Annotated in this window: 16 protein-coding genes and 2 pseudogenes; 8 read left to right on the top strand and 10 right to left on the bottom strand. The window is 63.8% G+C overall.

The features are described from left to right. Window positions 1-131 precede the first annotated feature (131 nt). The 5 genes from DCY11_RS02620 to DCY11_RS02635 all read left to right on the top strand — a co-directional run bounded on the left by DCY11_RS02620 (window position 132) and on the right by DCY11_RS02635 (window position 6,638). Window positions 132-1,181: a Fe(3+) ABC transporter substrate-binding protein gene (locus tag DCY11_RS02620; protein ID WP_108681133.1), complete on the top strand. Its 1,050-nt coding sequence runs from the start codon at window positions 132-134 to the stop codon at window positions 1,179-1,181. Window positions 1,182-1,191: 10 nt separating this feature from the next. Beyond that, complete coding sequence (locus tag DCY11_RS15395) at window positions 1,192-1,716, top strand: hypothetical protein (protein WP_069444478.1); 525 nt, start codon at window positions 1,192-1,194, stop codon at window positions 1,714-1,716. Further along, window positions 1,688-3,475, top strand: coding sequence for an iron ABC transporter permease (locus tag DCY11_RS02625; protein WP_159079748.1), 1,788 nt, complete (start codon window positions 1,688-1,690; stop codon window positions 3,473-3,475). Before DCY11_RS15395 ends, DCY11_RS02625 begins: the two co-directional genes overlap by 29 nt. Window positions 3,476-3,614: 139 nt before the next feature. Beyond that, complete coding sequence (locus tag DCY11_RS02630) at window positions 3,615-5,390, top strand: AsmA family protein (RefSeq protein ID WP_108681135.1); 1,776 nt, start codon at window positions 3,615-3,617, stop codon at window positions 5,388-5,390. A 12-nt stretch (window positions 5,391-5,402) separates the two neighbouring features. Next, a complete protein-coding gene (locus DCY11_RS02635) occupies window positions 5,403-6,638 on the top strand; it encodes an extracellular solute-binding protein (protein ID WP_108681136.1) in 1,236 nt (411 codons plus the stop codon). 352 nt (window positions 6,639-6,990) lie between these two features. Here DCY11_RS02635 and bcsS read toward each other — a convergent pair whose 3' ends face one another. The 9 genes and pseudogenes from bcsS to DCY11_RS02680 form a co-directional block, all read right to left on the bottom strand. Further along, entirely contained in the window at window positions 6,991-7,776 is a 786-nt protein-coding gene (gene bcsS, locus DCY11_RS02640) for a cellulose biosynthesis protein BcsS (protein WP_159079749.1), read from the bottom strand. 173 nt (window positions 7,777-7,949) lie between these two features. After that, entirely contained in the window at window positions 7,950-9,173 is a 1,224-nt protein-coding gene (locus tag DCY11_RS02645) for a calcium:proton antiporter (protein WP_108681138.1), read from the bottom strand. Between the two features lie 33 nt (window positions 9,174-9,206). Next, window positions 9,207-9,731 carry a DoxX family protein gene (locus tag DCY11_RS02650; protein WP_108681139.1) on the bottom strand — a complete coding sequence of 175 codons (525 nt, stop codon included), beginning with the start codon at window positions 9,729-9,731 and terminating at the stop codon, window positions 9,207-9,209. A gap of 52 nt (window positions 9,732-9,783) precedes the next feature. Beyond that, entirely contained in the window at window positions 9,784-10,530 is a 747-nt protein-coding gene (locus DCY11_RS02655; protein ID WP_305791482.1) for a proteasome-type protease, read from the bottom strand. 11 nt (window positions 10,531-10,541) lie between these two features. Next, complete coding sequence (locus DCY11_RS02660; RefSeq protein ID WP_108681141.1) at window positions 10,542-11,351, bottom strand: transglutaminase family protein; 810 nt, start codon at window positions 11,349-11,351, stop codon at window positions 10,542-10,544. 3 nt (window positions 11,352-11,354) lie between these two features. Then, window positions 11,355-12,314 carry an alpha-E domain-containing protein gene (locus tag DCY11_RS02665; protein WP_108681142.1) on the bottom strand — a complete coding sequence of 320 codons (960 nt, stop codon included), beginning with the start codon at window positions 12,312-12,314 and terminating at the stop codon, window positions 11,355-11,357. After that, window positions 12,308-13,765 carry a circularly permuted type 2 ATP-grasp protein gene (locus DCY11_RS02670; RefSeq protein WP_108681143.1) on the bottom strand — a complete coding sequence of 486 codons (1,458 nt, stop codon included), beginning with the start codon at window positions 13,763-13,765 and terminating at the stop codon, window positions 12,308-12,310. The genes DCY11_RS02665 and DCY11_RS02670 overlap by 7 nt, the downstream gene beginning before the upstream one ends. Before the next feature lie 217 nt (window positions 13,766-13,982). Continuing rightward, window positions 13,983-17,143, bottom strand: a pseudogene (locus DCY11_RS02675) (efflux RND transporter permease subunit). Then, window positions 17,140-18,459 (bottom strand): efflux RND transporter periplasmic adaptor subunit, encoded by a 1,320-nt coding sequence (locus DCY11_RS02680; protein ID WP_108681144.1) that lies wholly within the window; start codon window positions 18,457-18,459, stop codon window positions 17,140-17,142. Before DCY11_RS02680 ends, DCY11_RS02675 begins: the two are co-directional and overlap by 4 nt. A gap of 249 nt (window positions 18,460-18,708) precedes the next feature. Between DCY11_RS02680 and DCY11_RS02685 the strand changes: the two are divergent. The 3 genes and pseudogenes from DCY11_RS02685 (at window position 18,709) to DCY11_RS02695 (ending at window position 21,751) form a co-directional block, all read left to right on the top strand. Then, window positions 18,709-20,029 (top strand): annotated as a pseudogene (locus DCY11_RS02685) (sorbosone dehydrogenase family protein). A gap of 54 nt (window positions 20,030-20,083) precedes the next feature. After that, window positions 20,084-20,713 carry an SGNH/GDSL hydrolase family protein gene (locus DCY11_RS02690; RefSeq protein WP_108681145.1) on the top strand — a complete coding sequence of 210 codons (630 nt, stop codon included), beginning with the start codon at window positions 20,084-20,086 and terminating at the stop codon, window positions 20,711-20,713. A gap of 45 nt (window positions 20,714-20,758) precedes the next feature. Further along, complete coding sequence (locus DCY11_RS02695) at window positions 20,759-21,751, top strand: SMP-30/gluconolactonase/LRE family protein (RefSeq protein ID WP_108681146.1); 993 nt, start codon at window positions 20,759-20,761, stop codon at window positions 21,749-21,751. A 35-nt stretch (window positions 21,752-21,786) separates the two neighbouring features. On the opposite strand, the gene DCY11_RS02700 is transcribed toward DCY11_RS02695, so the two are convergent. Then, window positions 21,787-22,212: a hypothetical protein gene (locus tag DCY11_RS02700; RefSeq protein WP_108681147.1), complete on the bottom strand. Its 426-nt coding sequence runs from the start codon at window positions 22,210-22,212 to the stop codon at window positions 21,787-21,789. Window positions 22,213-22,295: the final 83 nt, after the last annotated feature.

A 22,295-nucleotide genomic window follows, 5' to 3' on the forward strand; every position in this document is an offset into this window, starting at 1 on the left:
CATTTACATAATCTTATTGACACCCGCCAGTCCGGCAGCTTTAAGCGAATATTATGTGTCCCCGGCGTGTTCCGGGGAGAGGTACCACTGTCCGATACCAGGGCCTTGAACCCTGGCCATTGGAGGATTGAATGCGCTGGACATTTGCGTGCGCGGCCACGGCTGCGGCACTTCTCGCTACTTCCGTTTCTCACATCCCGGCCCGCGCCGAAGCGCCCGGCGAAGTGAACATCTATTCTTACCGGCAACCCTATCTGATCGAACCGCTGCTCGAAGAGTTCAGCGCCGAGACCGGTATCAAGACCAACGTCATCTTCGCGTCCAAAGGCCTGATCGAACGCATCCAGGCCGAGGGGCGCAACAGCCCGGCCGACCTGTTGCTGACGACCGACATCGGCAATCTCAGCCAGGCGGTTACATCGGGCATTTCGCAACCCGTGACGTCGGCGGCGATCGATGAGTCGATCCCTGCGTCCTACCGCGGCACCGACGACGAATGGATCGGACTGACGCGGCGCGCCCGCGTGGTCTACGCCTCCAAGGACCGGGTCGATCAGGACAGCATCACCTACGAAGAACTCGCCGACCCAAAATGGCGCGGCAGGATCTGCATCCGCTCCGGCCAGCACCCCTACAACGTCGCGCTTGTCGCTTCGATGATCGCGCATCTTGGGCCCGAGGAGACCGAGACCTGGCTGCGCGGCGTCAAATCCAATCTCGCCCGCAAGCCTGCAGGCAACGACCGTCTTCAGGTGAAGGGCGTCTACGCGGGCGAATGCGATCTGGCGATCGGCAACACCTACTACATGGGCAAGATGCTGACCGACGAGGACCATCCCGAGCAGAAGGAGTGGGCCGAGTCCGTGAAGATGCTGTTCCCGAACACGGACGGCCGTGGCACGCACGTCAACGTCTCCGGCGTCGTCTTGGCGAAGAACGCGCCGAACAAGGACAACGCGCTCAAGCTCATCGAATTTCTGGCCTCGGATACGGGTCAGAACATGTACGCGGAAGTGAACCACGAATACCCGACCAAGGACGGTGTTCCGTGGTCGGACCTTGTCCAGTCCTGGGGAACATTCAAGGCGGATCCAATATCGCTGAACGAGATCGCCGCACTGCGTAAGGCGGCAAGTGAGATGATCGATAAAGTCGGCTTCGACGACGGGCCGAGCTCATAAGGGGGCGGTAATGAGCTTTCAACCACGATTCACCAACCATCACGAAACACGTGGCGAAGTCCACGCCTTCTCCGGGCCCGAATGGCTCGTAGGCGTCGGCTTCCGCTGCTGGCTCGCAGGGTATGACACAGGCGACATCACCTGCTGGGAAAACGGCTGGAACACCTTCAATCGGGTTCTCGGTCCGGCACGCGCGAAGCGCGCCGTTACCGAACTTGCCTGTTGGGTGCGCGCCACGCGGGCTGCGGCCTCCCGCCCGATCGAGTACAACGCGCTCGACAGCCGGCGCTTCTGCGCCGACGAGTGCATGGCCATGTCCCTGATCGCCGCCTCGCAGCATCATCGCTGCCCGGCCATGCAGGCCTGCGCACTCGCCCTGACGGGATCGGACACGGTTGACCCGGTCATCGATGCCGCCAACGCCTTCGCCGACGCGCTCGATGAAGCCGATTACCGCCTCAACCAGGAGATCGTGGCCGCGCTGGTCGCCTCCGAGGCCCGTGCGCATGGAGGCTCGCTCTCTGTCCCGCGCTGATCTGCCTTCAGGGCAGGTCGCGCAGGTTCGGCCGGCGTCCTTGAGGCGCCGGTTCGCAAGGCTGTTTGAGAAGGGCAACTTTTCCTGGTCCGCAGGCGCCCTGATCCTCTCTTTGCTCGCGGCGGCGCCGCTGTTCGCGATCGCCATCATGGCGTTGCAGTCGAGCGGCGACACCTGGCCCCATCTCATCGAGAACGTCCTGCCGGGCGCCGTGCGGCGCACGCTGATCCTCATGGCGGGGGTCGCGGCCATCGCTCTCGTCACGGGAACCGGGACCGCGTGGCTCGTCACGATGTACCGCTTTCCAGGCCGGGGGCTGTTCCAGTGGCTGCTGCTGCTGCCCCTGGCGATGCCCACCTACATTATCGCTTTTTGCTACATCGAGCTTTTCGACTACTCCGGAGAGGTGCAGACGGTGCTGCGAAACCTGTTCGGCTGGCAGAGCGCCCGGGACTACTGGTTCCCGGATATTCGGACCCTGACAGGCGCGATCTTCGTCATGGGGGCGGTCCTCTACCCTTACGTCTACATCACCGCGCGCGCCAGCTTCGTTGCCCAGTCGATCTGCGTGATCGAGGCGAGCCGCACGCTGGGCCGCAGCGCCGCCGAAACATTCTGGCAAATTGCCTTGCCACTCGCCCGCCCTGCCCTTGCCGCTGGAACGGCGTTGGCGCTCATGGAAACGCTGAACGATATCGGCGCCGTCGAGTTCTTCGGGGTGCGGACGCTCACCGTGACCGTCTACGACACGTGGCTCGATCGCGGCAGCCTCGCGGGCGCCGCCCAGATTTCCTGCGTGATGCTGCTCTTCGTGCTGGCGGTGCTGGGACTGGAGCGCGCGCTGCGCGCCGGCAAGCGGTTTCATCATACGACCGGCAAGTACCGGGATTTGCCTGAGTCGCAGCTCACAGGATGGAAGGCGGGCTTCGCGACGCTGGCCTGCGCCCTGCCCATCCTGATCGGCTTCATCCTGCCCACTTACGTACTGGCGGGCGACGCCATCGTTCACCTTGCGTCCGGACTGACCGAGGACTTCTGGCGCGCGGCCATGCACAGTCTCACGCTTTCCCTTGCAGCTGCCATACTCGGCGTGATCTTCGCCGTCGTCCTCGCCTATGGGCGGCGTCAGACCCAGTCGAAGCTTGTGCATATTGCGAGCTTCGTGCCCGCCGTGAGCTATGCGGTCCCGGGGACCGTTCTTGCCATCGGCATCCTGATCCCGCTCGCCGGTCTCGACAACACGATCGACGACGCGGCCCGCTCTCTGTTCGGCGTGTCCACGGGGCTGATCCTCTCGGGTTCCGCCTTCGCCATCGTCGTCGCCTACACCATCCGCTTTCTGGCCGCCTCGCTCGGCTCCGTGGAAGCGGGGCTCAGCAAGATCACGCGCAATATCGATGCGGCCGGCCGGACCTTGGGGGCATCGGTGACCCAGATGCTCTGGCGCGTCCATCTTCCTCTCCTCCGCCCCACTCTTGGCGCGGCCGCGCTGCTCGTATTCGTGGACTCCATGAAGGAGCTCCCGGCCACGTTGCTGCTGCGTCCCTTCAACTTCGATACGCTCGCGACACAGGTCTTTACCCTGGCCTCGCTCTATCGCTACGAGGAGGCTGGTCTGTCGGCTCTGACCATCGTCCTGGTGAGCTTGGTGCCGGTACTGTTTCTCCACGGGATTATTGCCAAGAGCCGGCCCGGTACGTCGGCCTCGCGGGCTCAAACGCCGGGTACGAAGGAGGAATTGGCGTTGCCAATTTCCTGATAACCCAAGAGAATGAACCCCTTGGGTTCGCCTAGCTTGGGTCGTCGGCACCTGTCGGGGTGCACTGTCCGCCGCTCGTTCACGGACAGCCGATCCGCGCGGGCAGAACCCATGCAGCCGGGTATGTGGAAGGGTCGGGATGAGGCCGCGCCAATCTATTTGGAAATGGCTTCTTGCCGTACTTCTCGCGGTCATCGCCGTAGGCGTCTTGGTTCTGCTCCTGCGGCCTGCGGGACCCCCGGCAGACCTCCGGGACCGTGTCGAAGCCTCCCTTTCGGACTGGACCGGTGGAACCGTAAGACTTCCTGAGCCCCTGAGCGTGCGCTACCTGCCGCCCTCGATCGAGGGTGCCTTCTCCTTGTCGGGCGCCGAGAAACTGCCGAGCGTCCAAGCCGTGACCGCTCCCAAATTCCGCCTCACCTTGTCGCTGCCCGATCTCCTCCTAGGCAATGTCTCGTTCAGTGCGCTGCGGCTGGACGGCCCGACACTCACGCTCAAACCCGGGGAGGATGCGCGAACGGCGAAAGCGGTGCTTGGGAAGCTCACGGCCTTTATGGCGGGCGCGCCCCTCGAAAGCGTGCGCATCCATCGAGGCGTGGTCGAGCCGGCGACGGGCCAGCCGCTCCTTCGCAAGCTCGATCTCCGGCTGAACACGCGCGGACAATCCGGCGCGTTGGAAGCCGTGGGCTCGTTCGTCTTCAACGGCGAGCAAGTCACCTTCTCGATGGACCGGGGCAGAACGAGGGAAACCGAAGACGGACAAAGCTCGCCGCTCACGCTGAAAGTCACCTCCGCGCCTCTGACGGCCCGGTTTGCGGGGACGATGCAGCTGGGCGACGAACTCGGCGGCGAAGGCCGTCTGGAGGCGAATTTGCCCGACATCCGCCGCTTCCTGGCTTGGGTCGGGGTCGTCTTGCCGGAGGGCGAGAGCCTGAAGGATGCGAGCGCCACCGGTCGCGTGCATTGGCTCGGACCAACCCTGACTTTCGACGACGGCACCTTTGATTTCGATGGGAACGAGGCCGTGGGCTTATTGGCGCTTACTGCTGGACCACGCCCGCGCATCGACGGTACGCTCGACTTCGAAACCCTATCGCTCGACCCGTATCTTTCCGGCGCCTCGGCTTCACGGGCGAACGCTCCCCTGTTCGACTGGGTGCTGCTGAAGCATCTTGATGCGGACCTGCGCGTATCGACAGGCCGCCTATCGGCCGGCGCTCTACAGCTCGGCGGCGGCGGCCTTACCATCAACGCCAAGAACGGGGTCATCTCCAGCGAGATCGGCTCGTTGGAGATTTGCGGCGGCCAGGCCGAAGGCCGGTTCGATCTCGATCTCTCCTCGTCGCGCGTGGAAGCGGCGTTGGCGGGCAGTCTCGCTGACGTCGCGATCGATTCATGCCGGCAATCACTCGGCCTCGGCGTGCCGATCACGGGCTCGGGCACGGTGAACGCCGACGTGTCGACGGGAGGCACCTCGCACGAGGAACTCATTCGCGGCCTTGCAGGCACCGTCGCGGTGACGGCCAAAGACGGAACGCTGCCGATCGATCTGACGACGCTGCTGTCCAAGCCGGACGCCGAGGCCACGGGATGGAGCGAGGGGGCGGCCACCCCGTTTTCAGAGCTCAAAGCGGACTGCAGCCTTTCGGCCGGGCATTTGTGGTGCCAGAGCTTTCACATGACCACCGGCGGCCAACCCGTCTCGGGTGCGGGAGGCCTGGACATCGCGCGTCAGACCCTTGATTGGGACCTGCGAATGGCGGATTCTGAGGCTTCTCCTGATGCCGACGACCCCGTTTCCGGGACCGAGCCAGGCATCACGATCAACGGTTCGCTCACGGCTCCGGAGATGGCGCGCGCGCCGGCGGCGGATCCAGAGGTCGCCGTACCGGAACAGGACACGGAGAAGCAGTAGCGCACGCCTTGAATGGCTGCCTATAACGAAGACGACGACAACCGACGGTCATTGCTTGTGTTGCACCACTCCGCCACCCCCCGCGTTTCGAACGGCTTGCCCCGGGCCCGCGTTGCCGCGGCGCTCGCGTTCGTCTTGGCTTGGAGCGTTCCGTCGGCGGCATGGTCGCAACAGACGTTGAACATCGCGACCTGGGGCGGCGCCTATGGCCGCGCCCAGCAGATCGCGCTCTTGGAGCCGTATGCGAGGAAGACCGGCACAGCCATCGCCACGGAGATCTATGGCGGCAACGTTGAAAACGTCAGATCACTGATTAAGGACGGCAAGACACCGGTAGACGTCGTCGATGTCTCGGCCGGCGCCCTTAAGACCCTCTGCAACGAAGGTCTCTTGGAGCCTCTCGATCCGGAGTCGCTGAAGACCGATGGCGATACGGCGGACGATTTCCTGCCGGGGGCCATATCGAAATGCGGCGTCGCCTCCGTCGCCTGGGCCATGGCGATCGTCGCCAACCGGAAGGCGTTCCAGGGCGGCCCGCCGACAACGATCGACGCGCTGCTCGATACGGGCCGGTTCCCCGGCAAACGCGCCCTCCCCGACAACGCCCCGCGCACTCTCGAGTTGGTCCTGCTGGCGGACGGCGTCGCGCCAGGCAGCATCTACCAGGAGCTTGCAACGCCCGAAGGCGCTGACAGGGCCTTTGCCGCTCTCGATAAGATCAAAGGCAACGTCCTTCTGTGGAGCAAGCCCGAGGAACCGATGGCGTGGGTCATAACAGGCCGGGCCGCAATGGCTGCCGGCTATAGCGGCCGGATCTTCCGGGCCGCGGTTGTCGACCGCAATCTCGAGATCCTGTGGGACGGACAGATCTACGACCTTGACGCCTGGGCCATTCCCAAGAGCGCGCCGAACAAGGACGAGGCCATGCGCTTCATCCGTTTCGCAACCGAGCCCGCCCAACTGGCCGCCCAGGCAAGGCTCACGTCCTATGGTCCCATGCGGACATCGGCCCTCGCGCAAGTCGGCAAGCATCCTGCCATCGGCGTCGACATGCAGCGGTTTCTCCCGACGGCGCCGGAGAACTCCCGGAAAGCACTTCGGTTCGACGAACTCTGGTGGGCGGAGAACGGCGATGCCTTAAACAAGCGCTTCGCCGCATGGGCTGCGAGCTTGCGCGCACCAAAGACCGCAAGCCCCGAGCAACCCAAGAGCAATGGGGCGAATGCCCCCGCAGCGAGCGCTCCTTGAGACGCGGGCGATGAAGCGCAAGCGCGCATCCACAGCACGTAAGAAAGTACGGGTATAAGCGCGACGTCCAATTGCGCTGCCAGCGAGCTTCGTGTCATTCTTTCCGATGGAGCGAGTCTTCGGGTCTTCGTTGTCGAAGCGCAATTGTCTTCGAGTCGAGTCCCCTCCTGGACACTCTCTACACAGAACGCACCATCCGAAGGGCCGTCCGCCGGGGCGGTTCGCGTTTCAAAGCACTGCCGGGGCGGGGCCGGCAGTGCACTTTGCCCGCCGGCAGAAGCAGACAGCCTTCGATGGCGGTGGTGCCGCCTCCCTCTTTCAGCGGCGCTTCGGCTGCGCGGCAATGATCTCTCTAGAACTTGCGATAGAGGCCAACCGCGAGATAACCGCTCGGGTCGCTTAGGAGATAGTCGCCCGTAAAACCGCCCGACACGGTGGCCTCGAAAGCCTCGAACTTGCCGCGAACGAAAGCGCCACCGCGCCCCGCGTCGTATTCCTGATTGCCGAGCACACCGCCCTCGAGTCCGACCGCGAAGATCGGTCCCATGCGGCAGCCGATACGAGTGAGCTGCCAGTACTCCTGGAAGGCCGTGCCATAGGCGCCGTCCGCGGAGAGGAACCAGCGATCGGAGATGTCCGTCCAGGTCTCGAGCGTGAGCCTGAGACCGAGTTCCGTTCCTTGGACCGAGTTGTTCGGATCGAACGGGGTGATGGATTGGTCGACGGCTTCGATGCCCGCGTAGGTACGCACGATTGTGCGGCCGCGATGGAACTCATACCCGGCCTGCACGGAGAGAAACGCGACCTCACCGTCAAACGTGGTCCGGCGATAGGCGGCACCGTCGAACAGCGCACCGTCATAATCGTAGGGGCCCCAGGCCCCGACGGCCCGAAGCCGCCAGCCCGGCGCGTCAAACCCCTCGCCAAAGGCATAGCCGCCGCCAGCATAGATGCTCGTGTAGTTGTTGGCGGTCTCGACGCCGCCGAAGACTTCGCGCCGCGGCGCTGCCTCATCGGCCTTGGCGACACCGGCTGAGAACACGGCACCTGCGGCGACAGCGAGCAGGACACACGACCCGATGGCCAGGGCGCGGCGGGTAGCCTCACCCGCCGCGTCGCCTAGCCGGTCCGCCGTCACGCGCCTACTCCACCTGTGGTTGTTGGTCAGTCATCGTAGACGGAGCGTTGCAAAAAGCCCGGCAACCACGCTGTGCGGAAGCGCCAAGGCCACAACCATGAGTAAGCGAATGCGTGCTTTGTTCCCCACAAGTTGGCAGAAAATGCACCCGGCCGAGGGCCGCGACGCGAGCGCTAGGGCTTGAAGATCAGGAGCACATAGGTGCCGAACAACACCAGATGCACGAACCCCAGCAGAATGTTGGTGGGCGCGCCCGAAAAGGTGATGTGGCAGACGAACAGCGTCACCGAGAGCAGAACGATGTCGACCGAGCTGAGGCCAAGCTTGAGGGGGGTTCCGGTGAACAAACTGATCGCCAGCATGACGGGAACGGTCAGTCCGATGGTCGAGAGCGCGCTGCCGAGACTGAGATTGACGGCGCGCTGCAATTGATCGCGCATGGCCGCTTGAAGCGCGGCCGTCCATTCGGGCGAAAGGATCAGCATGGCGATCACGACGCCGCCCAAGGCGTTGGGCAAGCCGATCTGGGCGATACCGTGGTCGAGAAGCGCCGCCAGCGGCTTCGACAGGAGAACGACCGGCAGCAGCGTCGCGAGCAGCAGCACCGCGTGGACAGGACCGGAATAGATCGGGCCGTGATGGCCGGAGTCACCCATGTCCGTGTCTGAGCCGCTCGGCGTGACGGCAGGGGTTTGCCCTACCCCCTTGCCCGCGGTGAGCTTCGGCTGCACGAAGAATTTCCGATGCCGCGTCGTTTGGATTCTGAGAAACGCCGCGTAGAGGAGCGCCGTCATCGCGCCGATGACGATCGCCTGCTGCCATTGCAGTGTCGGCCCCGATGTCGATTCCGTGAAGGTCGGGATCACCAGCGCCAGAAAGGCGAGCGGCGTGATGACCGCGAGATAAGCCAGCGCCCCTTGCAGATTGTATTGCTGCTGCACGTAGCGCAGACCGCCGACCGCGAGCACCGTCCCGACCATGCCGTTGAGGACGATCATGAGAATGGCGAACATGGTTTCGCGGGGCAGCGTGGGGTTGGGCGTCTTGCCCAGCATGACGGTCGCGAGAATTGCGACTTCGATACTGATGACCGAGAGGGTCAGAATCAGCGTGCCGTAAGGCTCGCCCAAAAGTTCGGCCAGGGCGTCCGCATGGCGCACGACGCCGAACGCGCACCAAATCATGACCCCGAACAGCCAGACGAACATCAGGCCAAGCCACGGCAGACTGTCCAGGTAGCCGAGCCACCCCTTACCGACGGTGAAGAACAGCGCAGTGGTCACGATGCCCGCAATGAGACCGGACTCGGCGCGCAGGATGCTGAGGAGAGTCTGGGGTGCGCCCGCCCCGCCTGAAGCACCCCCCTCGTGATCCGCCGGCTGCTTGGATTCGGCCATCGTTCCTCTAATCCGTGTTCCTCAAACGCGGCGCTAGAAGCCGGTCAACATCCCCTGCAAAGTCCCGTCCGGACCAAAGCCGATTATCATCGGGGTGCGACCGCCTGCAAGAACGAGATAGGCCGTGGCCCCCGCCAAGGCATAATTTTTCAGCCCCGCCGTGAAATGACCCATCACGCCCGCCGCGGTCAGCGCGTGGAGCGCCTGTAGCGCCGGCCGCGTGCCGTCACCGGTCAGCGCAGGCTCGATCTCTTTCTCGTAGCTTTCGAGTTGGGCTCTCTTGGCGAAGTGGATCATCGCGCCGCCGAACAGGAAGACCGTCAGCACCAATGCCCCCAACCTGGGGAAGACGCCGAAAACGATCGACAAGCCGCCGAGCCCCATCATGGCGATGCCCGCATAGGCAAAGAACGTCGGATTGCGTTTGAAGACGAGCCCCGTTTCGGCCGTCGTGAACTTGCGTGCGGCCCTGTCCTTGACCGAGCCCCAGGCTCCCATCAGGAACAAGCCCCCGACGGCAAGACGGAGGATCAGGGCTCCGGCATCCTCCAGGCTCACCGCAAGTCCTCCAGGTCAATCGCCGGCGAGTCCCCGTCGCCGCGCGCCGCGGTCACAGGACCCAGCCGGGGTCGTGGCCGACAGTATGGAAGGCATTGAGGAGCGCCGTCCCCCAGCCCTCGCGAAGCTCTTGCAGATACGGGTTGTCTTCTTCGAGCCGGATGGTGAAGGCACGGCTCAGCGTATCGCGCCGGTAGATCATCAAATCGATGGGCGGCCCCACCGAGACGTTCGAGCGCATGGTCGAATCGAAGGAGATCAAGGCGCACTTGGCGGCGTCCTTCAACGTCGTCTCCCGCCGCAGAACCCGGTCGAGGATAGGCTTGCCGTATTTGACCTCACCGATCTGGAAATAGATCGTGTCGCCCATGGCCTCGATGAAGTTGCCCGCGTCATAGATCTGAAACAGCCGAAGCTTGCCGCCCCGCACCTGCCCGCCGAGTACGAACGAGGCGGAAAAGTCGATGTCGTGCTGCTGCAAATACCCGGAATCGACCTTGTGCACCTCGCGCAGGGCCCGGCCGATGATCCGCGCGGCGTTGAACATCGAGGTGGCGGCGTAGAGGTCCTTCTCCGGATCGTCGGAATCCAGCCACTCACCGATGAGGCTGATCACGCCTTGCGTCAGCGACAGATTGCCAGCCGTAAGCAGTGTGAAGAACCGTTCGCCCGGACGTTCGAAGGTGAACATCTTACGGAAGGTCGAAACGCGATCGATGCCGGCATTGGTGCGGGAATCGGACGCGAGCACCACCCCTTCATCAAGCAGAATACCGACGCAATACGTCACTGATCCCACCGTCCCCGGCTTTATTGCTGGTTTGGAAAACTAACCCGGACACTCATCTCTTCGTCACCGCCGCCTGCCCGAACGCCACGCATGGGACCTGCTTCGGAATAGTCGAGACCGATCGCGGTCCGGACGTACGACTCATCTGGGCAAGCGCGATTGGTGGGATCGAACCCTACCCAGCCGAGAGAGTCAACGAATGCCTCAGCCCAGGCATGACTGGCCGCATGAGCGTCGTGGCCAATGCCTTGGGTCATGTACCCGCTGACGTAGCGGGCCGGAATGTCAAGCGAGCGGGCGGCCGCGCAGAAGATGTGCGCAAGGTCCTGACATACGCCGCTGCCCTGCTCCATAGCCTCGGCGCCCGTCGTGTGGACGTGGGTTTCGCCGGGCTTGTAGGCGACGGCCTTGGCGATGGCCAACATGATGTCGTGCAGGACCTCGATCCGGTCGCGCTCGTCCTTGCCCTGGGCCGCGACCGCAAGCTCGCGAATCGGCTCCGCGGCCACCGTCGCCGGCGTCTCGCGAAGATACAGCATGACAGGCAGTTCCGGGGACGCCACGCCGACGACGCCGCTGGTGTCGCGCGTCCGCACAAGGCCGCTGACCCGGAGGTCGAGGCGCTCGACGGGCTTGGTCACCGTAAGCGTATGGCATGCGTTGCCGTATTGGTCCTGCCAGGGCGTCGTGGTGGCGCCCGGACAGATCAGGGCCCAGTTCTCCACCGCCTGGGTGCGACCGGAAAGCGGTGTCATGCGCAAGTACTGCGTCGTCGCCAGAAGCGGCTCCGTGTACTCGTAGGACGTGGAATGCTCGATGCGGATAAGCATGCGCTAGACGGCCTCCGCCATCACCATCGGGGTCATCAGGAAGTCCTCTTGGATCTGCGACCCCAAGGCGTGGTTGTCCTCGATGAAGCGGGTCAGATATTCGTGCAGCCCTTCGCGGAACACCGCCTGGATCTGCCCGTAGCAAAGTTGCGCATGGGTCTGGCCCGCGAGCCGGCGGCACTCCAGCGGCTTCTCCTTGGACAGCTCGTCCAAGGTCGACAGTACGATGGCGTAGCAGTGATGCAGGGAGCGCGGCATGTCTTCGCGCAAGATCAGGAGTTCGGCCACGCGCCAGGGATAGATCGTGTCGTGGTAGATGCGCCGATACGCGCGGTAGGCGCCGACCGACCGCAGCAGCGCCGCCCACTGATAGTAGTCCACGTACCCGCCGACCTGTTCGGTGTCGGGCAGCAGGACGTGGTACTTCACATCGAGGATGCGGGCCGTGTTGTCGGCACGCTCGATGAAGGTGCCGAGGCGCAAGAACCGGAACCCGTCGTCGTGGAGCATGGTGCCGAAGACCACGCCCCGGAAGAGATGAGACCGTTCCTTGACCCAGTCGAAGAAATCCCGAAAGCCCCAGCGCTCGACCTCGTCGTAGTCGAAGCTCTGCATCTGCAGCCAGGTCGCGTTCAGGGTCTCCCACGCCTCGCTCGAGATCGAGGCCCTGCGGGCACGCGCGTTCTCGCGTGCATTGCGAATGAGCGAGTAGATTGAACCGTTGTTCTCCGGATCCAGCGCGACGTAGCGCACCAGGTTCTCGTGGGTCAGCGCGTCGTAGCGCTCGTGGAAATTATCGTCGCCCGGCGCGATGGTCAGGATCGGCTCGAACTGCTCTTCGCGGTCGAGCGAGGTCGGCAGGAGGGCCAACCGGAAACTCACCTCGAGCATGCGGGCGGTGTTCTCGGCGCGCTCCATGTTGCGCGCCATCCAGTACAGATCCTCGGCGGTCCGGCTCAGCATGCTCCACGCTCCAAAACCCAAGTGTCCTTCGTCCCGCCGCCTTGGCTCGAATTGACGACTAGGGACTTTTCGCGAAGCGCCACGCGGGTCAGCCCGCCCGGGATGACGGATGTCTCGTTGCCCGAGAGCACGAACGGCCTCAAGTCCACGTGACGCGGCGCAATGTTGCCGTTGCACAAGGTCGGCGAGGTGGACAGCGTGAGCGTGGGCTGAGCGATGAAGTTGGCCGGGTCCTGCAGCACGCGCGCCTTGTAGGCCTCCTGCTCCGCCTTGGTCGAGGCCGGCCCAATCAGCATGCCGTAGCCGCCGGAGCCCTGGACTTCTTTCACAACGAGGTTCTCGATGTTCTGGAGAACGTGCTGGCACTGCTTGGGATCGCGCAGCATGTAGGTCTGGACGTTGTTCAAAATCGCGTGCTCGCCGAGATAGAACTCGATCATGCGGGGCACGTAAGTGTACATGGCCTTGTCGTCGGCCACGCCCGTTCCGAGCGCGTTGGCGAGGGCAACATGGCCTGCGCGGATCACCGACAGAAGGCCCGGAACCGCGAGCAACGATCCGGGATAGAACGCGAGCGGGTCCATGAAGTCGTCGTCGAGACGGCGATAGATAACATCGACGCGGACCGGACCCTCAGTCGTCCGCATCCAGACATAGCCATCGCGCACGAACAGATCGACGCCTTCGACGAGATCGATGCCCATCTGCTCGGCCAGAAATACATGTTCGAAATAGGCGCTGTTGTAGCGGCCGGGCGTCAGCAGCACGACGACCGGGTCCTCCGCCCCGCCCGGCGCAACCGCGCGCAAATTCTCCAACAAGCGCTCGGGATAGTTGCCGACCGGCGACACGGCTTGGCCGTTAAAGGCATCCGGGAACAGCCGCATCATGATTTCCCGGTTCTCGAGAAGATAGGATACGCCCGACGGGGTGCGGACGTTGTCCTCGAGCACGAAGAAGTCGCGCTCGCCGGTGCGGACAAGATCGACGCCGGCGACGTGCGCGTAGACATCCTTCGGAAGATCGACACCGATCATCTCGGGCCGGTAGGCGGGGTTCTTGAACACCAACTCCGCCGGGATGAGTTCGGCCTTCAGAATCTCCTGGTTGTGATAGATGTCGTACAGGAACATGTTGATTGCCTTCACCCGCTGAAGGCAACCGCGCTCGACCAGCTCCCATTCGGAGTGGTGCAGGATTCGCGGGATCAAATCGAAGGGAATCAGGCGCTCGGTCGAACCGCCTTCCGTATAGACGGCGAAGGTGATGCCAAGCCTGCGGAAGAGCGCATCGGCGGCTTCTTGCTTGGTCGCAAGGGATTCGAGCGAAAGGCCGTCGAGGAACTTGGCGAGCTGCTTATAGGCAGGCCGCACATTGCCCTCGGAATCCTTCATCTCATTGAAAAATTTGGCGTAATACTCGGCAGAGTCCGTCGGAACTTCCCCTGCCATCAGCGTCTCTGTGTCTTGCGGCAAACTCAGCCGTCTCCATTAAGCGCCTTGGATCGCCCGTTCCTCACGTCCGTTTCCGTCCCGTAGTCGTATTTTTTAGGCATCATAGTCGGATGCTACTGGATTGGGCAACACCGGCCTGAGCTTGCCCACCGCAACGAGGTCCTAAGGCCCTGACACGAGCGTCCGGTCCCGCAGCCTTCGGACGCAAAACGCCCTACTCCGCAGGCTTGGCGCTCTCTTCCTCCGGCAACTTCCGGTCCGGCATGAACTTCCGCACCACGACATAGAAGATCGGCGTGAAGATCAGGCCGAACGCCGTAACGCCCAGCATGCCAGAGAACACGGCCGTGCCCAGGGACTGGCGCATCTCGGAGCCGGCCCCGGTCGCGATGACGAGCGGCACGACACCGAGAATAAAGGCCAATGCCGTCATCAGAATAGGCCGCAAGCGCACGCGCGCCGCCTCGACCACGGCCTGGAACCGGTCCTGGCCTTGCTCCTCGTTCTGCCGCGCGAATTCGACAATCAGAATGGCGTTCTTCGCGGCCAAGGCAATCAAGACGACAAAGCCGACCTGGCCCAGAATGTTGATGTCCATCCCGCGCAGCATCAATCCGCTGACCGCAGCCAGCAGACACATGGGCACGATCAAGATGACCGCGAGCGGCAAGCCCCAGCTCTCATATTGAGCGGCGAGCAGCAGGAACACGAACACAACCGCCGCGGCGAACACAAAGATGGCGGTGTCGCCGGCTTGTTTCTCTTGATAGGCGAGCTCGGTCCATTGGTAGGAATAGCCTTCAGGGAGCACTTCGGCCGCGAGCTTCTCCATGGCCTCCAATCCGTAGCCACTCGAAAAGCCCGGTTTCGTTCCGCCTTGCACGGCCGCCGCGGGAAACAGGTTGAAGTGCTCAACCCGGTAGGGCCCTGTGATATCGCGGAACGCGGCCACCGAACCCAGCGGCACCATTTCGCCTGCCGCATTGCGCGCCTGGAGTTGCGAGATCGCGTGCAGATCCTGGCGGAACTTGCCGTCCGCCTGCGCCGTCACGCGGTACACGCGGCCGAGGAAGTTGAAGTCGTTCACGTATTGTGAGCCGAGATAGACCTCGAGCGTCTGGAAGATATCGTCGGCGTTCACACCGAGCATTTCGGCGCGCACCCGGTCGATATCCGCGTAGACACTGGGCGTGCCCGTGTTGAAGGTCGTGAACACGCGCGAAAGACCGGGGTCCTGGTTCGCCGCGCCCATCAGCGTCTGCGCGACCTCCGCAAGCTGCGACAACGGCGCGCCCTTGGTGTCCTGCACCTCCATCTTGAAGCCGCCCGTGGTGCCGATACCGCGCACCGGCGGCGGCGAGATGCTCAAGATGAACGCATCCTCGATGGACGCGAAGCCCTGGTTGAGCGCACCGGAGATGGCGGCCGCGCTCAGGCCCTTTTTCGCCCGCTCCTGGAACGGCTCGAGCGGCGTGAACACCACGGCCGAGTTCGAGTTCGTGGTGAAGGTGGCGCCGTCCAGGCCAACGATCGGAACCGCATGAGCGACGCCCGGCGTCTCGAGGGCGATCTTGGTCACCTTCAGAGCCACCTCGTCGGTACGCGACAGGGCGGCGCCCGGCGGCAACTGAATGATGTTGATGAGATAGCCGAGGTCTTGGTTCGGAATGAAGCCCGTTGGAGCCGCGCGGAACTGAAAGACGGTCAACCCGATCAGTCCGGCATAGATCGCCAGCATGATGCCGGACATGCGCAAGAGCCGGCCCGTGAGCGCGCCATATTTGTTCGCCACCCAATCGAAGCCACGATTGAAGACACCGAAGGCCCGGTCGAGCACCCGCCCGATCAGCCCCTTCTTCTCGCCGGCCTCATGCGGCTTGAACAGCAACGCGCACAGTGCCGGACTCAAGGTCAGCGACACGACGAGTGAGATCAGCGTGGCTGTCGCGATGGTCACCGCAAACTGGCGGAAGAACTGGCCGAGAATGCCGCTCAGGAACAGTGTCGGGATGAACACCGCGCAAACGACGAGGGTCATTGCGATCAGCGCAGTGCCGACCTCGTCCATCGTGCGGTAGGCCGCTTCACGCGGTTTGAGGCCCTCACGAATGTTACGTTCGACATTCTCCACCACCACGATCGCATCGTCGACCACGATGCCGATCGCGAGCACCAAGCCGAAGAGCGACAGGTTGTTCAGCGAATACCCGATCGCCGAAAGCACAGTGAACGTGCCCACGAGCGAGATCGGAATTGCGACGATGGGGATCAGCGACGCGCGCCATGTCTGGAGGAAGATGACGATGACGAGCACCACCAGGATGACGGCCTCGAACATCGTATGCAGCACCGCCTCGATCGATTCGGAGATAAAGACCGTCGGGTTGTAGACGATGTCGTAACGCAGACCGGCCGGGAAGGACTTCGAAAGCTCCTCCATGGCGGCCTCGACCTCGGCGGCCGTATCGAGCGCATTGGAGCCCGGACGCTGGAAGATGCCCATCGGGATCGCGATGCGGCCATCGAGATAGCCATTCAGGTTGTAGTCCGCGGCCCCAAGTTCCACCCGGGCCACGTCGCGCACCCGCACGACACGCCCCTCCCCTCGACCTTCACGATGATATTGCCGAAGTCCTCGGGCGTCGTCAGACGCCCTTGCGTCTCGACATTGAGCTGAAAGGCTCCAGGCTGGGGTACCGGCGGCTGGTTGATCACGCCGGCCGCGACCTGCACGTTCTGTCCGCGCAAAGCGCTGATGACGTCGCCTGCGGTAAGATTGCGGAGGGCCAGCTTGTCGGGGTCGAGCCAGACGCGCATCGCGTAGTCTCGCGCGCCGAAGATCCTGACATTTCCGACGCCGTCGATACGCGACAGCACATCCCTCACATGCAGCGTCGCATGGTTCGAGACGTACAGCATGTCGCGGCTATCGTCGGGCGAGCTCAGATGGATCACCATCATGAGGTCCGGCGACTGCTTCACGACCTGGACGCCGAGCGAGCGCACTTCCTCGGGCAGACGCGGGGTCGCGATCGCGACGCGGTTCTGCACCAGCACCTGGGCCGTATCGAGGTCCGTGCCCAGCTTGAACGTCACGGTCAGCGACATCGAGCCGTCGCCGGTCGATTGAGACGTCATGTAGATCATGTCGTCTACGCCGTTCACTTCCTGCTCGATGGGCGTGGCGACGGTATTGGCGACGATCTCGGCGGACGCGCCGGGGTATTGCGCCGTCACCTGAATCGATGGCGGCGCGATCTCGGGATACTGTGAAACCGGCAAGCTGAAATAGGCGACGCCGCCGATCAGCGTAATGAGGATCGAGATAACGGCGGCGAAGATCGGCCGGTCGATGAAGAAGTGCGAGAGCTTCATTGAGCGGAGGCCTGTTGCCCTTGAGGTTTGATTTCGCCGGGCTGCGGCGTGACCTTCTGACCGGGCCGCGCCCTCAACAAGCCGTTGATGACGACCTTGTCGTCGCGGGTGATGCCGCTCCGGACGACACGCAAGCCGTCATCCGTCACAGAACCAAGCTCCACGGGTTTCGGTACGACCGTCCCGTCTTCGGCCACGGTGAACAGCAGCTTTGTCGACTGGTCCGTGACCACGGCGGCGTCGGGCACGAGCATCGTCGGCTTCTCCTGGGACATGGGCACGCGCACGCGGCCGAACTGTCCGGGCGTGATAAACAGGTCCTTGTTGGGAAACGATGCGCGGACGCGGATCGTGCCGGACGAACGGTCGTATTGGTTGTCGACAAAGTCGATCGTGCCCTTCAGCGGCCAGTCCGTCTCGTCCATGAGCTGGCCCTCGACCGCCACGCTGTTGGTGCGGGCGGACTGCACCTCGCCTTTCTGGATGAGGCGCTTGTAGGTCATGCCGTCGCCCTCGCTGATGTTGAACATCAGCCAGATCGGATCGAGCGAAACAATGGTCGTGAGCAAGGTCGTCTCGCCGGTGCCGCCGACGACCAGATTGCCGACACTCACTTCATGACGGCCCACGCGGCCCGAGACGGGGGCCATGACGCGCGTGTAATCGAGATTCAACTGCGCCTGATCCACTTCCGCGCGGGCGCGATCGCGGGCCGCGGTCGCGTTCTTCACTTCCGCGGCGCGCTCGTCGAAGGTCTGCCCCGAGGCATAGCTTTTCTTATGCAGTTCGGCCGTGCGCTCGAGCTGCACCTTGGCAAGGTCGAGCTGAGCTTCGGCCTGAGCGAGATCGGCCTTGGCCGAGTCCAGCGCGATCTCGAACGGACGCGGCTCGATGACGAAGAGAAGTTCGCCCTTCTTCACCAACTGGCCGTCTTTGAAGTTGATCGATTCCAGGTAGCCGCTGACCCGGGCGCGGATCTCGACGGATTCCTGAGCAATGAACTGTCCCGTGAAGTCGCTCCACTCCCGCAGCGTCTCGACCAGCGGCGCGGACACGGTCACCGGGGGCGCGGGTGGCGCGCCATCGGGAGCACCGGCCTGTTGCGCTTCCTGAGGAGCCGACATGTACCAGTACACGAGCCCGGCCACGGCCAGCACAGCCAGCGTGATGAAAAGGAGTCTGCCGCCACGGCCCGACGCGGACGCTTCCTGTTCCGATCCGGACGGCGACTTGGATGCCGGCGTATCGGACACGGATGGCTTGCCGCCCTTCGAGTCCTGTGCCTCGCGCTTGGCGCTTTCGTTTCTCTGCTGCATTCTAATGATCCGAGGAGGATGACTACCGTCGCCCGCAAGACTGCGATTCACGACTTCGCCGTGGGCTTATCACATTATCTCACTCGCCTGCACGGTCCCATAGGCTGAAAGGCCGCAATGTCGCAGCGGGGCACCCAAAAACCCAAACAGCCGAAGCACTTAATGGCCGTTTCACACCAATTTGACCGCCGACGTCCCATCCCTGCCCAGGTTTGGCCAAAGTTGGCGCCCGCGAGGATCCGAAGCTCCATGCATAGACGTCTGATCGCCGGTCTCTTCGCCGCTTTGATTTGCGTGCTTCTGCCGGGCTGCGGCGAGGAAGCCACCTTGCCCGTATCGGCCGGCACGGGCCCGAACCCCGAATTACCCCCGCCTGTCGAAACCACGTTGCCCACGGTCGTGATCGCCGAAGCGACAGGCTGGCCGGATGGGAAGGCACCGCAAGCCGCGGACGGCCTGACAGTGAATGCCTTCGCCTCGGATTTGGACCATCCGCGCATGCTCTATGTCCTCCCCAACGGCGACGTGCTGGCCGCCGAGAGCGCCGCGCCACCGCAACCCGGCATGACCGACGGGATCATGGGGCACCTGATGAAGCTCGGCATGTGGTGGGCGGGCGCCGGCGTGGAGAGCCCCAACCGCATCACGCTGCTGCGCGACGGCGACGGCGACGGCGTGGCCGAGACGCGCACGACATTTCTGTCAGGGCTCAACTCGCCCTACGGCATGGCGCTCGTCGGCGACAGTTTCTACGTGGCGAACACCGACAGCGTCCTCCGCTTTCCCTACGCAGCCGGCGACACGGAGATTTCCGAAAAAGGCGAACTGGTTGCGGAACTCCCCGCCGGTCCGGTCAACATCCACTGGGTGAAGAACATCATCGCCAGCCCCGACGGCACGAAGCTCTACGTCTCGGTGGGCTCCAACAGCAATGTTGGCGAACGCGGTTTCGACAGCGAGGCCGGACGCGCGGCGATCCACGAAATCGATCTCGACAGCGGGTCTTCGCGCCTGTTCTCGTCGGGCCTTCGCAATCCCGTGGGCCTCGCTTTTCAGCCCGACAGCGGCACGCTGTGGACCTCGGTCAACGAACGGGACGAACTCGGCAGCGATCTCGTGCCGGATTACATGACCTCGGTCCAGGAGAACGGCTTCTACGGCTGGCCTTACAGCTATTACGGCGACCACGTGGATACGCGGGTCCAGCCGCAGCGCCCCGATCTCGTGAAGACGTCGATCGTTCCCGACTATGCGCTCGGACCGCACACGGCCTCGCTCGGGCTTGCCTTCTACACCGGCGACCTGTTCCCGAGCGCTTCCGGGGCGGCGCCTTCGTCGGCCAGCACGGGTCCTGGAACCGCCGGCCCCGAGCGGCTACAAGGTGATCTTCGTGCCGTTCGAGGGCGGCATGCCGTCGGGAGGACCCGAAGACATCCTCACGGGGTTTCTCGGCGCGGACGGCAAGGCCTACGGGCGCCCCGTCGGCGTGGCCGAAGACCGCACCGGAGCCCTGCTCGTGGCCGACGATGTGGGCAATACTGTTTGGCGCGTTGCGCCGGCCGCACAATGACGGCGAGACTGACGAGAGCCGCCTTGGCGGCACCAAGCGACCGGGGAGACATCCGTGACGAAAACCATCCTGTGCTTCGGCGACTCGATCACCTGGGGCTACAATCCCAAAGACGGAACGCGGTTTGTGCCGGAAGACCGCTGGCCCCGCGCGTTGGAAGCCGCGCTGCAGGGGCGCGGCCGGGTGGTCGAGGAAGGGCTGAACGCGCGGACGATCGCCACCGACGATCCCGCCCGTCCCTATCGCAACGGAATGGCGATGCTGCCGCCGCTCCTGGAGAGCCACTCACCGCTCGACGTGGTCGCGGTCATGTTGGGGACGAACGACAGTGCGCCCTGCTATGGGCTCACCGCGGGCCGGGCCGGCATCAATCTCATGGCGATGGTCCGGACGGTGAACGCGAGCCAGGCGGGCCCGGGCGGCACCGCACCGAAGATGGTGGTGATCGCCCCGCCGCCACTTGGATCGCTGAACCCTGAAATGTCCCTGATGTATTCCGGCGGGCAAGGCACCTCGCGGGGGCTTGCCGGCGCCTATGAGACGGTCGCCAAGCGTTTCGGCATCGGTTTTCTCGACGCGGGCGAAGTCGTCAAGGTGAGCGCCGTTGACGGCGTGCACCTTGATCCGGAAGCACAGCGCACGCTTGGCGTCGCCGTCAGCAAGGTTGTGGAACCTTTGTTATAGAGGCGTGCTATTGGCGTTTTCGCGCCGCTCGAACGGAGGTCTGCCATGACGGACGAAAGAGCAAAGCAAGAAGCCGACAGCTACACCTGCTTCCAGGCCGGATTCCGGAAAGTCCTCGGCAAGGACTTCAAACGGCTGGTCCTGATCGAGACCAACGCCCATGAAGGCCCGGTCTTTGTCGCCGCCGAACACGCGCTCTATTTCACCACCGTGCCGGAGCCCGGCCCCAAGAACATCGCCATCATGCGGCTTGCCTTGAAGGGCGACAGGTTCCCCTTCGAAGCCGGCCCGCTCGAGGTCGTGCGGCAGCCGTCGAACATGGCGAACGGTATGTGCCTCGACCGCAAGGGCCGGCTCCTGATCTGCGAACAAGGCACGCTGGACGAGCATGCGCGCATCAGCCGGATGGACCTTGCGACGCGCGCGTTGGAAACGCTCGTCGATTCCTGGCGCGGGCTGCCGCTCAACTCGCCGAACGATATCGTCGAGAAGTCGGACGGCACCGTGTGGTTCACCGATCCCAATTACGGCGAGCTGCAAGGCTTCAAACCGGCCGCCAAGATCGGCGCCTATGTCTATCGCCACGATCCCGCGAGCGGTGAAACGGCCGTGGTGGCGGACTCGTTCAACAAGCCGAACGGCCTCGCCTTCTCGCCCGACGAGAGCGTGCTGTACATCACCGACACGGGCGCTAATCAGGCTCCCGGCACGTATTTCGTGAACCTGCCGCACCACATCCGCGCCTTCGACGTGCACAAGGGCGGTCACCTGCGCGGCGACAGACTGTTCGCGACGGTCGCGCCGGGCTGCCCGGACGGAATCAAGCTCGATACGAAAGGACGGGTCTACACGTCGTCGGCGACCGGCGTGCAGGTGTTCTCGCCGGAGGGCGATCTTCTGGGCGAGATAGATGCGCCGGGTGTCGCCAATTTCACCTTTGGCGGCCCGAAGAACGATGTGCTCTTCATCTTAGGCGACACGCAAATCTGGCAGGCCAAGGTCAAGGCGAAAGGCGTTTCGACCTCAGGGCAGTCGTAATCCCCGGGTGCGAGACGCGCCCGTGAGCGGCGACCCTATCGCCGGTTGAGGATGACTTCGCCTTCGCCGCGGGGGCTCTTGAACGTCACCGTCTGGGTTTCACCCTCGACGACAACGCGGACCCGGCCGCTGACGTCGTACTGCGTGAGGAGGAATTCGCCAGTGTAGACACCGGGGCGCACTTCCAGGAGTTCGCCGATCTGCTTCATCATCTTCGACGTCGAGGCGCACTGAGCGACAACACCGAAGACCTTGGCGCTTTCCTGTTTATAGCTGACGCGGCACCGGACCTTCTCAGTCGGCCCTTCGGTCTGGGTGACCGTGCCCTCGCCGCTCCATTCTCCGGCCAGCGCGGCCGCCGATGCCGCTGTGCTCGGCGCCACCGCCACCATGAGGGCAAGCAGTGCGAACCCAAAAAACGCGCGTCCGGTGACCTGCGCAAATTCCCGACCTGGCACCATCGAACTCCCGCGCGAAAGACGGTTCCCCATCACCTGCATAAATGTACCTCCGCTCATTGCCCACTGAGCATGATGGCTGACGC

Origin of the sequence: Methyloceanibacter sp. wino2, assembly GCF_003071365.1 — a bacterium.
In the GTDB taxonomy this organism is placed as follows: Bacteria; Pseudomonadota; Alphaproteobacteria; order Rhizobiales; family Methyloligellaceae; genus Methyloceanibacter.

Excerpts from the sequence above, each read along its gene's own strand:
- DCY11_RS02620 (WP_108681133.1), top strand. The coding sequence starts at position 132 with ATGCGCTGGACATTTGCGTGCGCGGCCACGGCTGCGGCACTTCTCGCT.
- DCY11_RS15395 (WP_069444478.1), top strand. The coding sequence starts at position 1,192 with ATGAGCTTTCAACCACGATTCACCAACCATCACGAAACACGTGGCGAA.
- DCY11_RS02625 (WP_159079748.1), top strand. The coding sequence starts at position 1,688 with ATGGAGGCTCGCTCTCTGTCCCGCGCTGATCTGCCTTCAGGGCAGGTC.
- DCY11_RS02630 (WP_108681135.1), top strand. The coding sequence starts at position 3,615 with ATGAGGCCGCGCCAATCTATTTGGAAATGGCTTCTTGCCGTACTTCTC.
- DCY11_RS02635 (WP_108681136.1), top strand. The coding sequence starts at position 5,403 with ATGGCTGCCTATAACGAAGACGACGACAACCGACGGTCATTGCTTGTG.
- DCY11_RS02645 (WP_108681138.1), bottom strand. The coding sequence starts at position 9,173 with ATGGCCGAATCCAAGCAGCCGGCGGATCACGAGGGGGGTGCTTCAGGC.
- DCY11_RS02660 (WP_108681141.1), bottom strand. The coding sequence starts at position 11,351 with ATGCTTATCCGCATCGAGCATTCCACGTCCTACGAGTACACGGAGCCG.
- DCY11_RS02665 (WP_108681142.1), bottom strand. The coding sequence starts at position 12,314 with ATGCTGAGCCGGACCGCCGAGGATCTGTACTGGATGGCGCGCAACATG.
- DCY11_RS02670 (WP_108681143.1), bottom strand. The coding sequence starts at position 13,765 with ATGGCAGGGGAAGTTCCGACGGACTCTGCCGAGTATTACGCCAAATTT.
- DCY11_RS02680 (WP_108681144.1), bottom strand. The coding sequence starts at position 18,459 with ATGCAGCAGAGAAACGAAAGCGCCAAGCGCGAGGCACAGGACTCGAAG.
- DCY11_RS02695 (WP_108681146.1), top strand. The coding sequence starts at position 20,759 with ATGACGGACGAAAGAGCAAAGCAAGAAGCCGACAGCTACACCTGCTTC.
- DCY11_RS02700 (WP_108681147.1), bottom strand. The coding sequence starts at position 22,212 with ATGGTGCCAGGTCGGGAATTTGCGCAGGTCACCGGACGCGCGTTTTTT.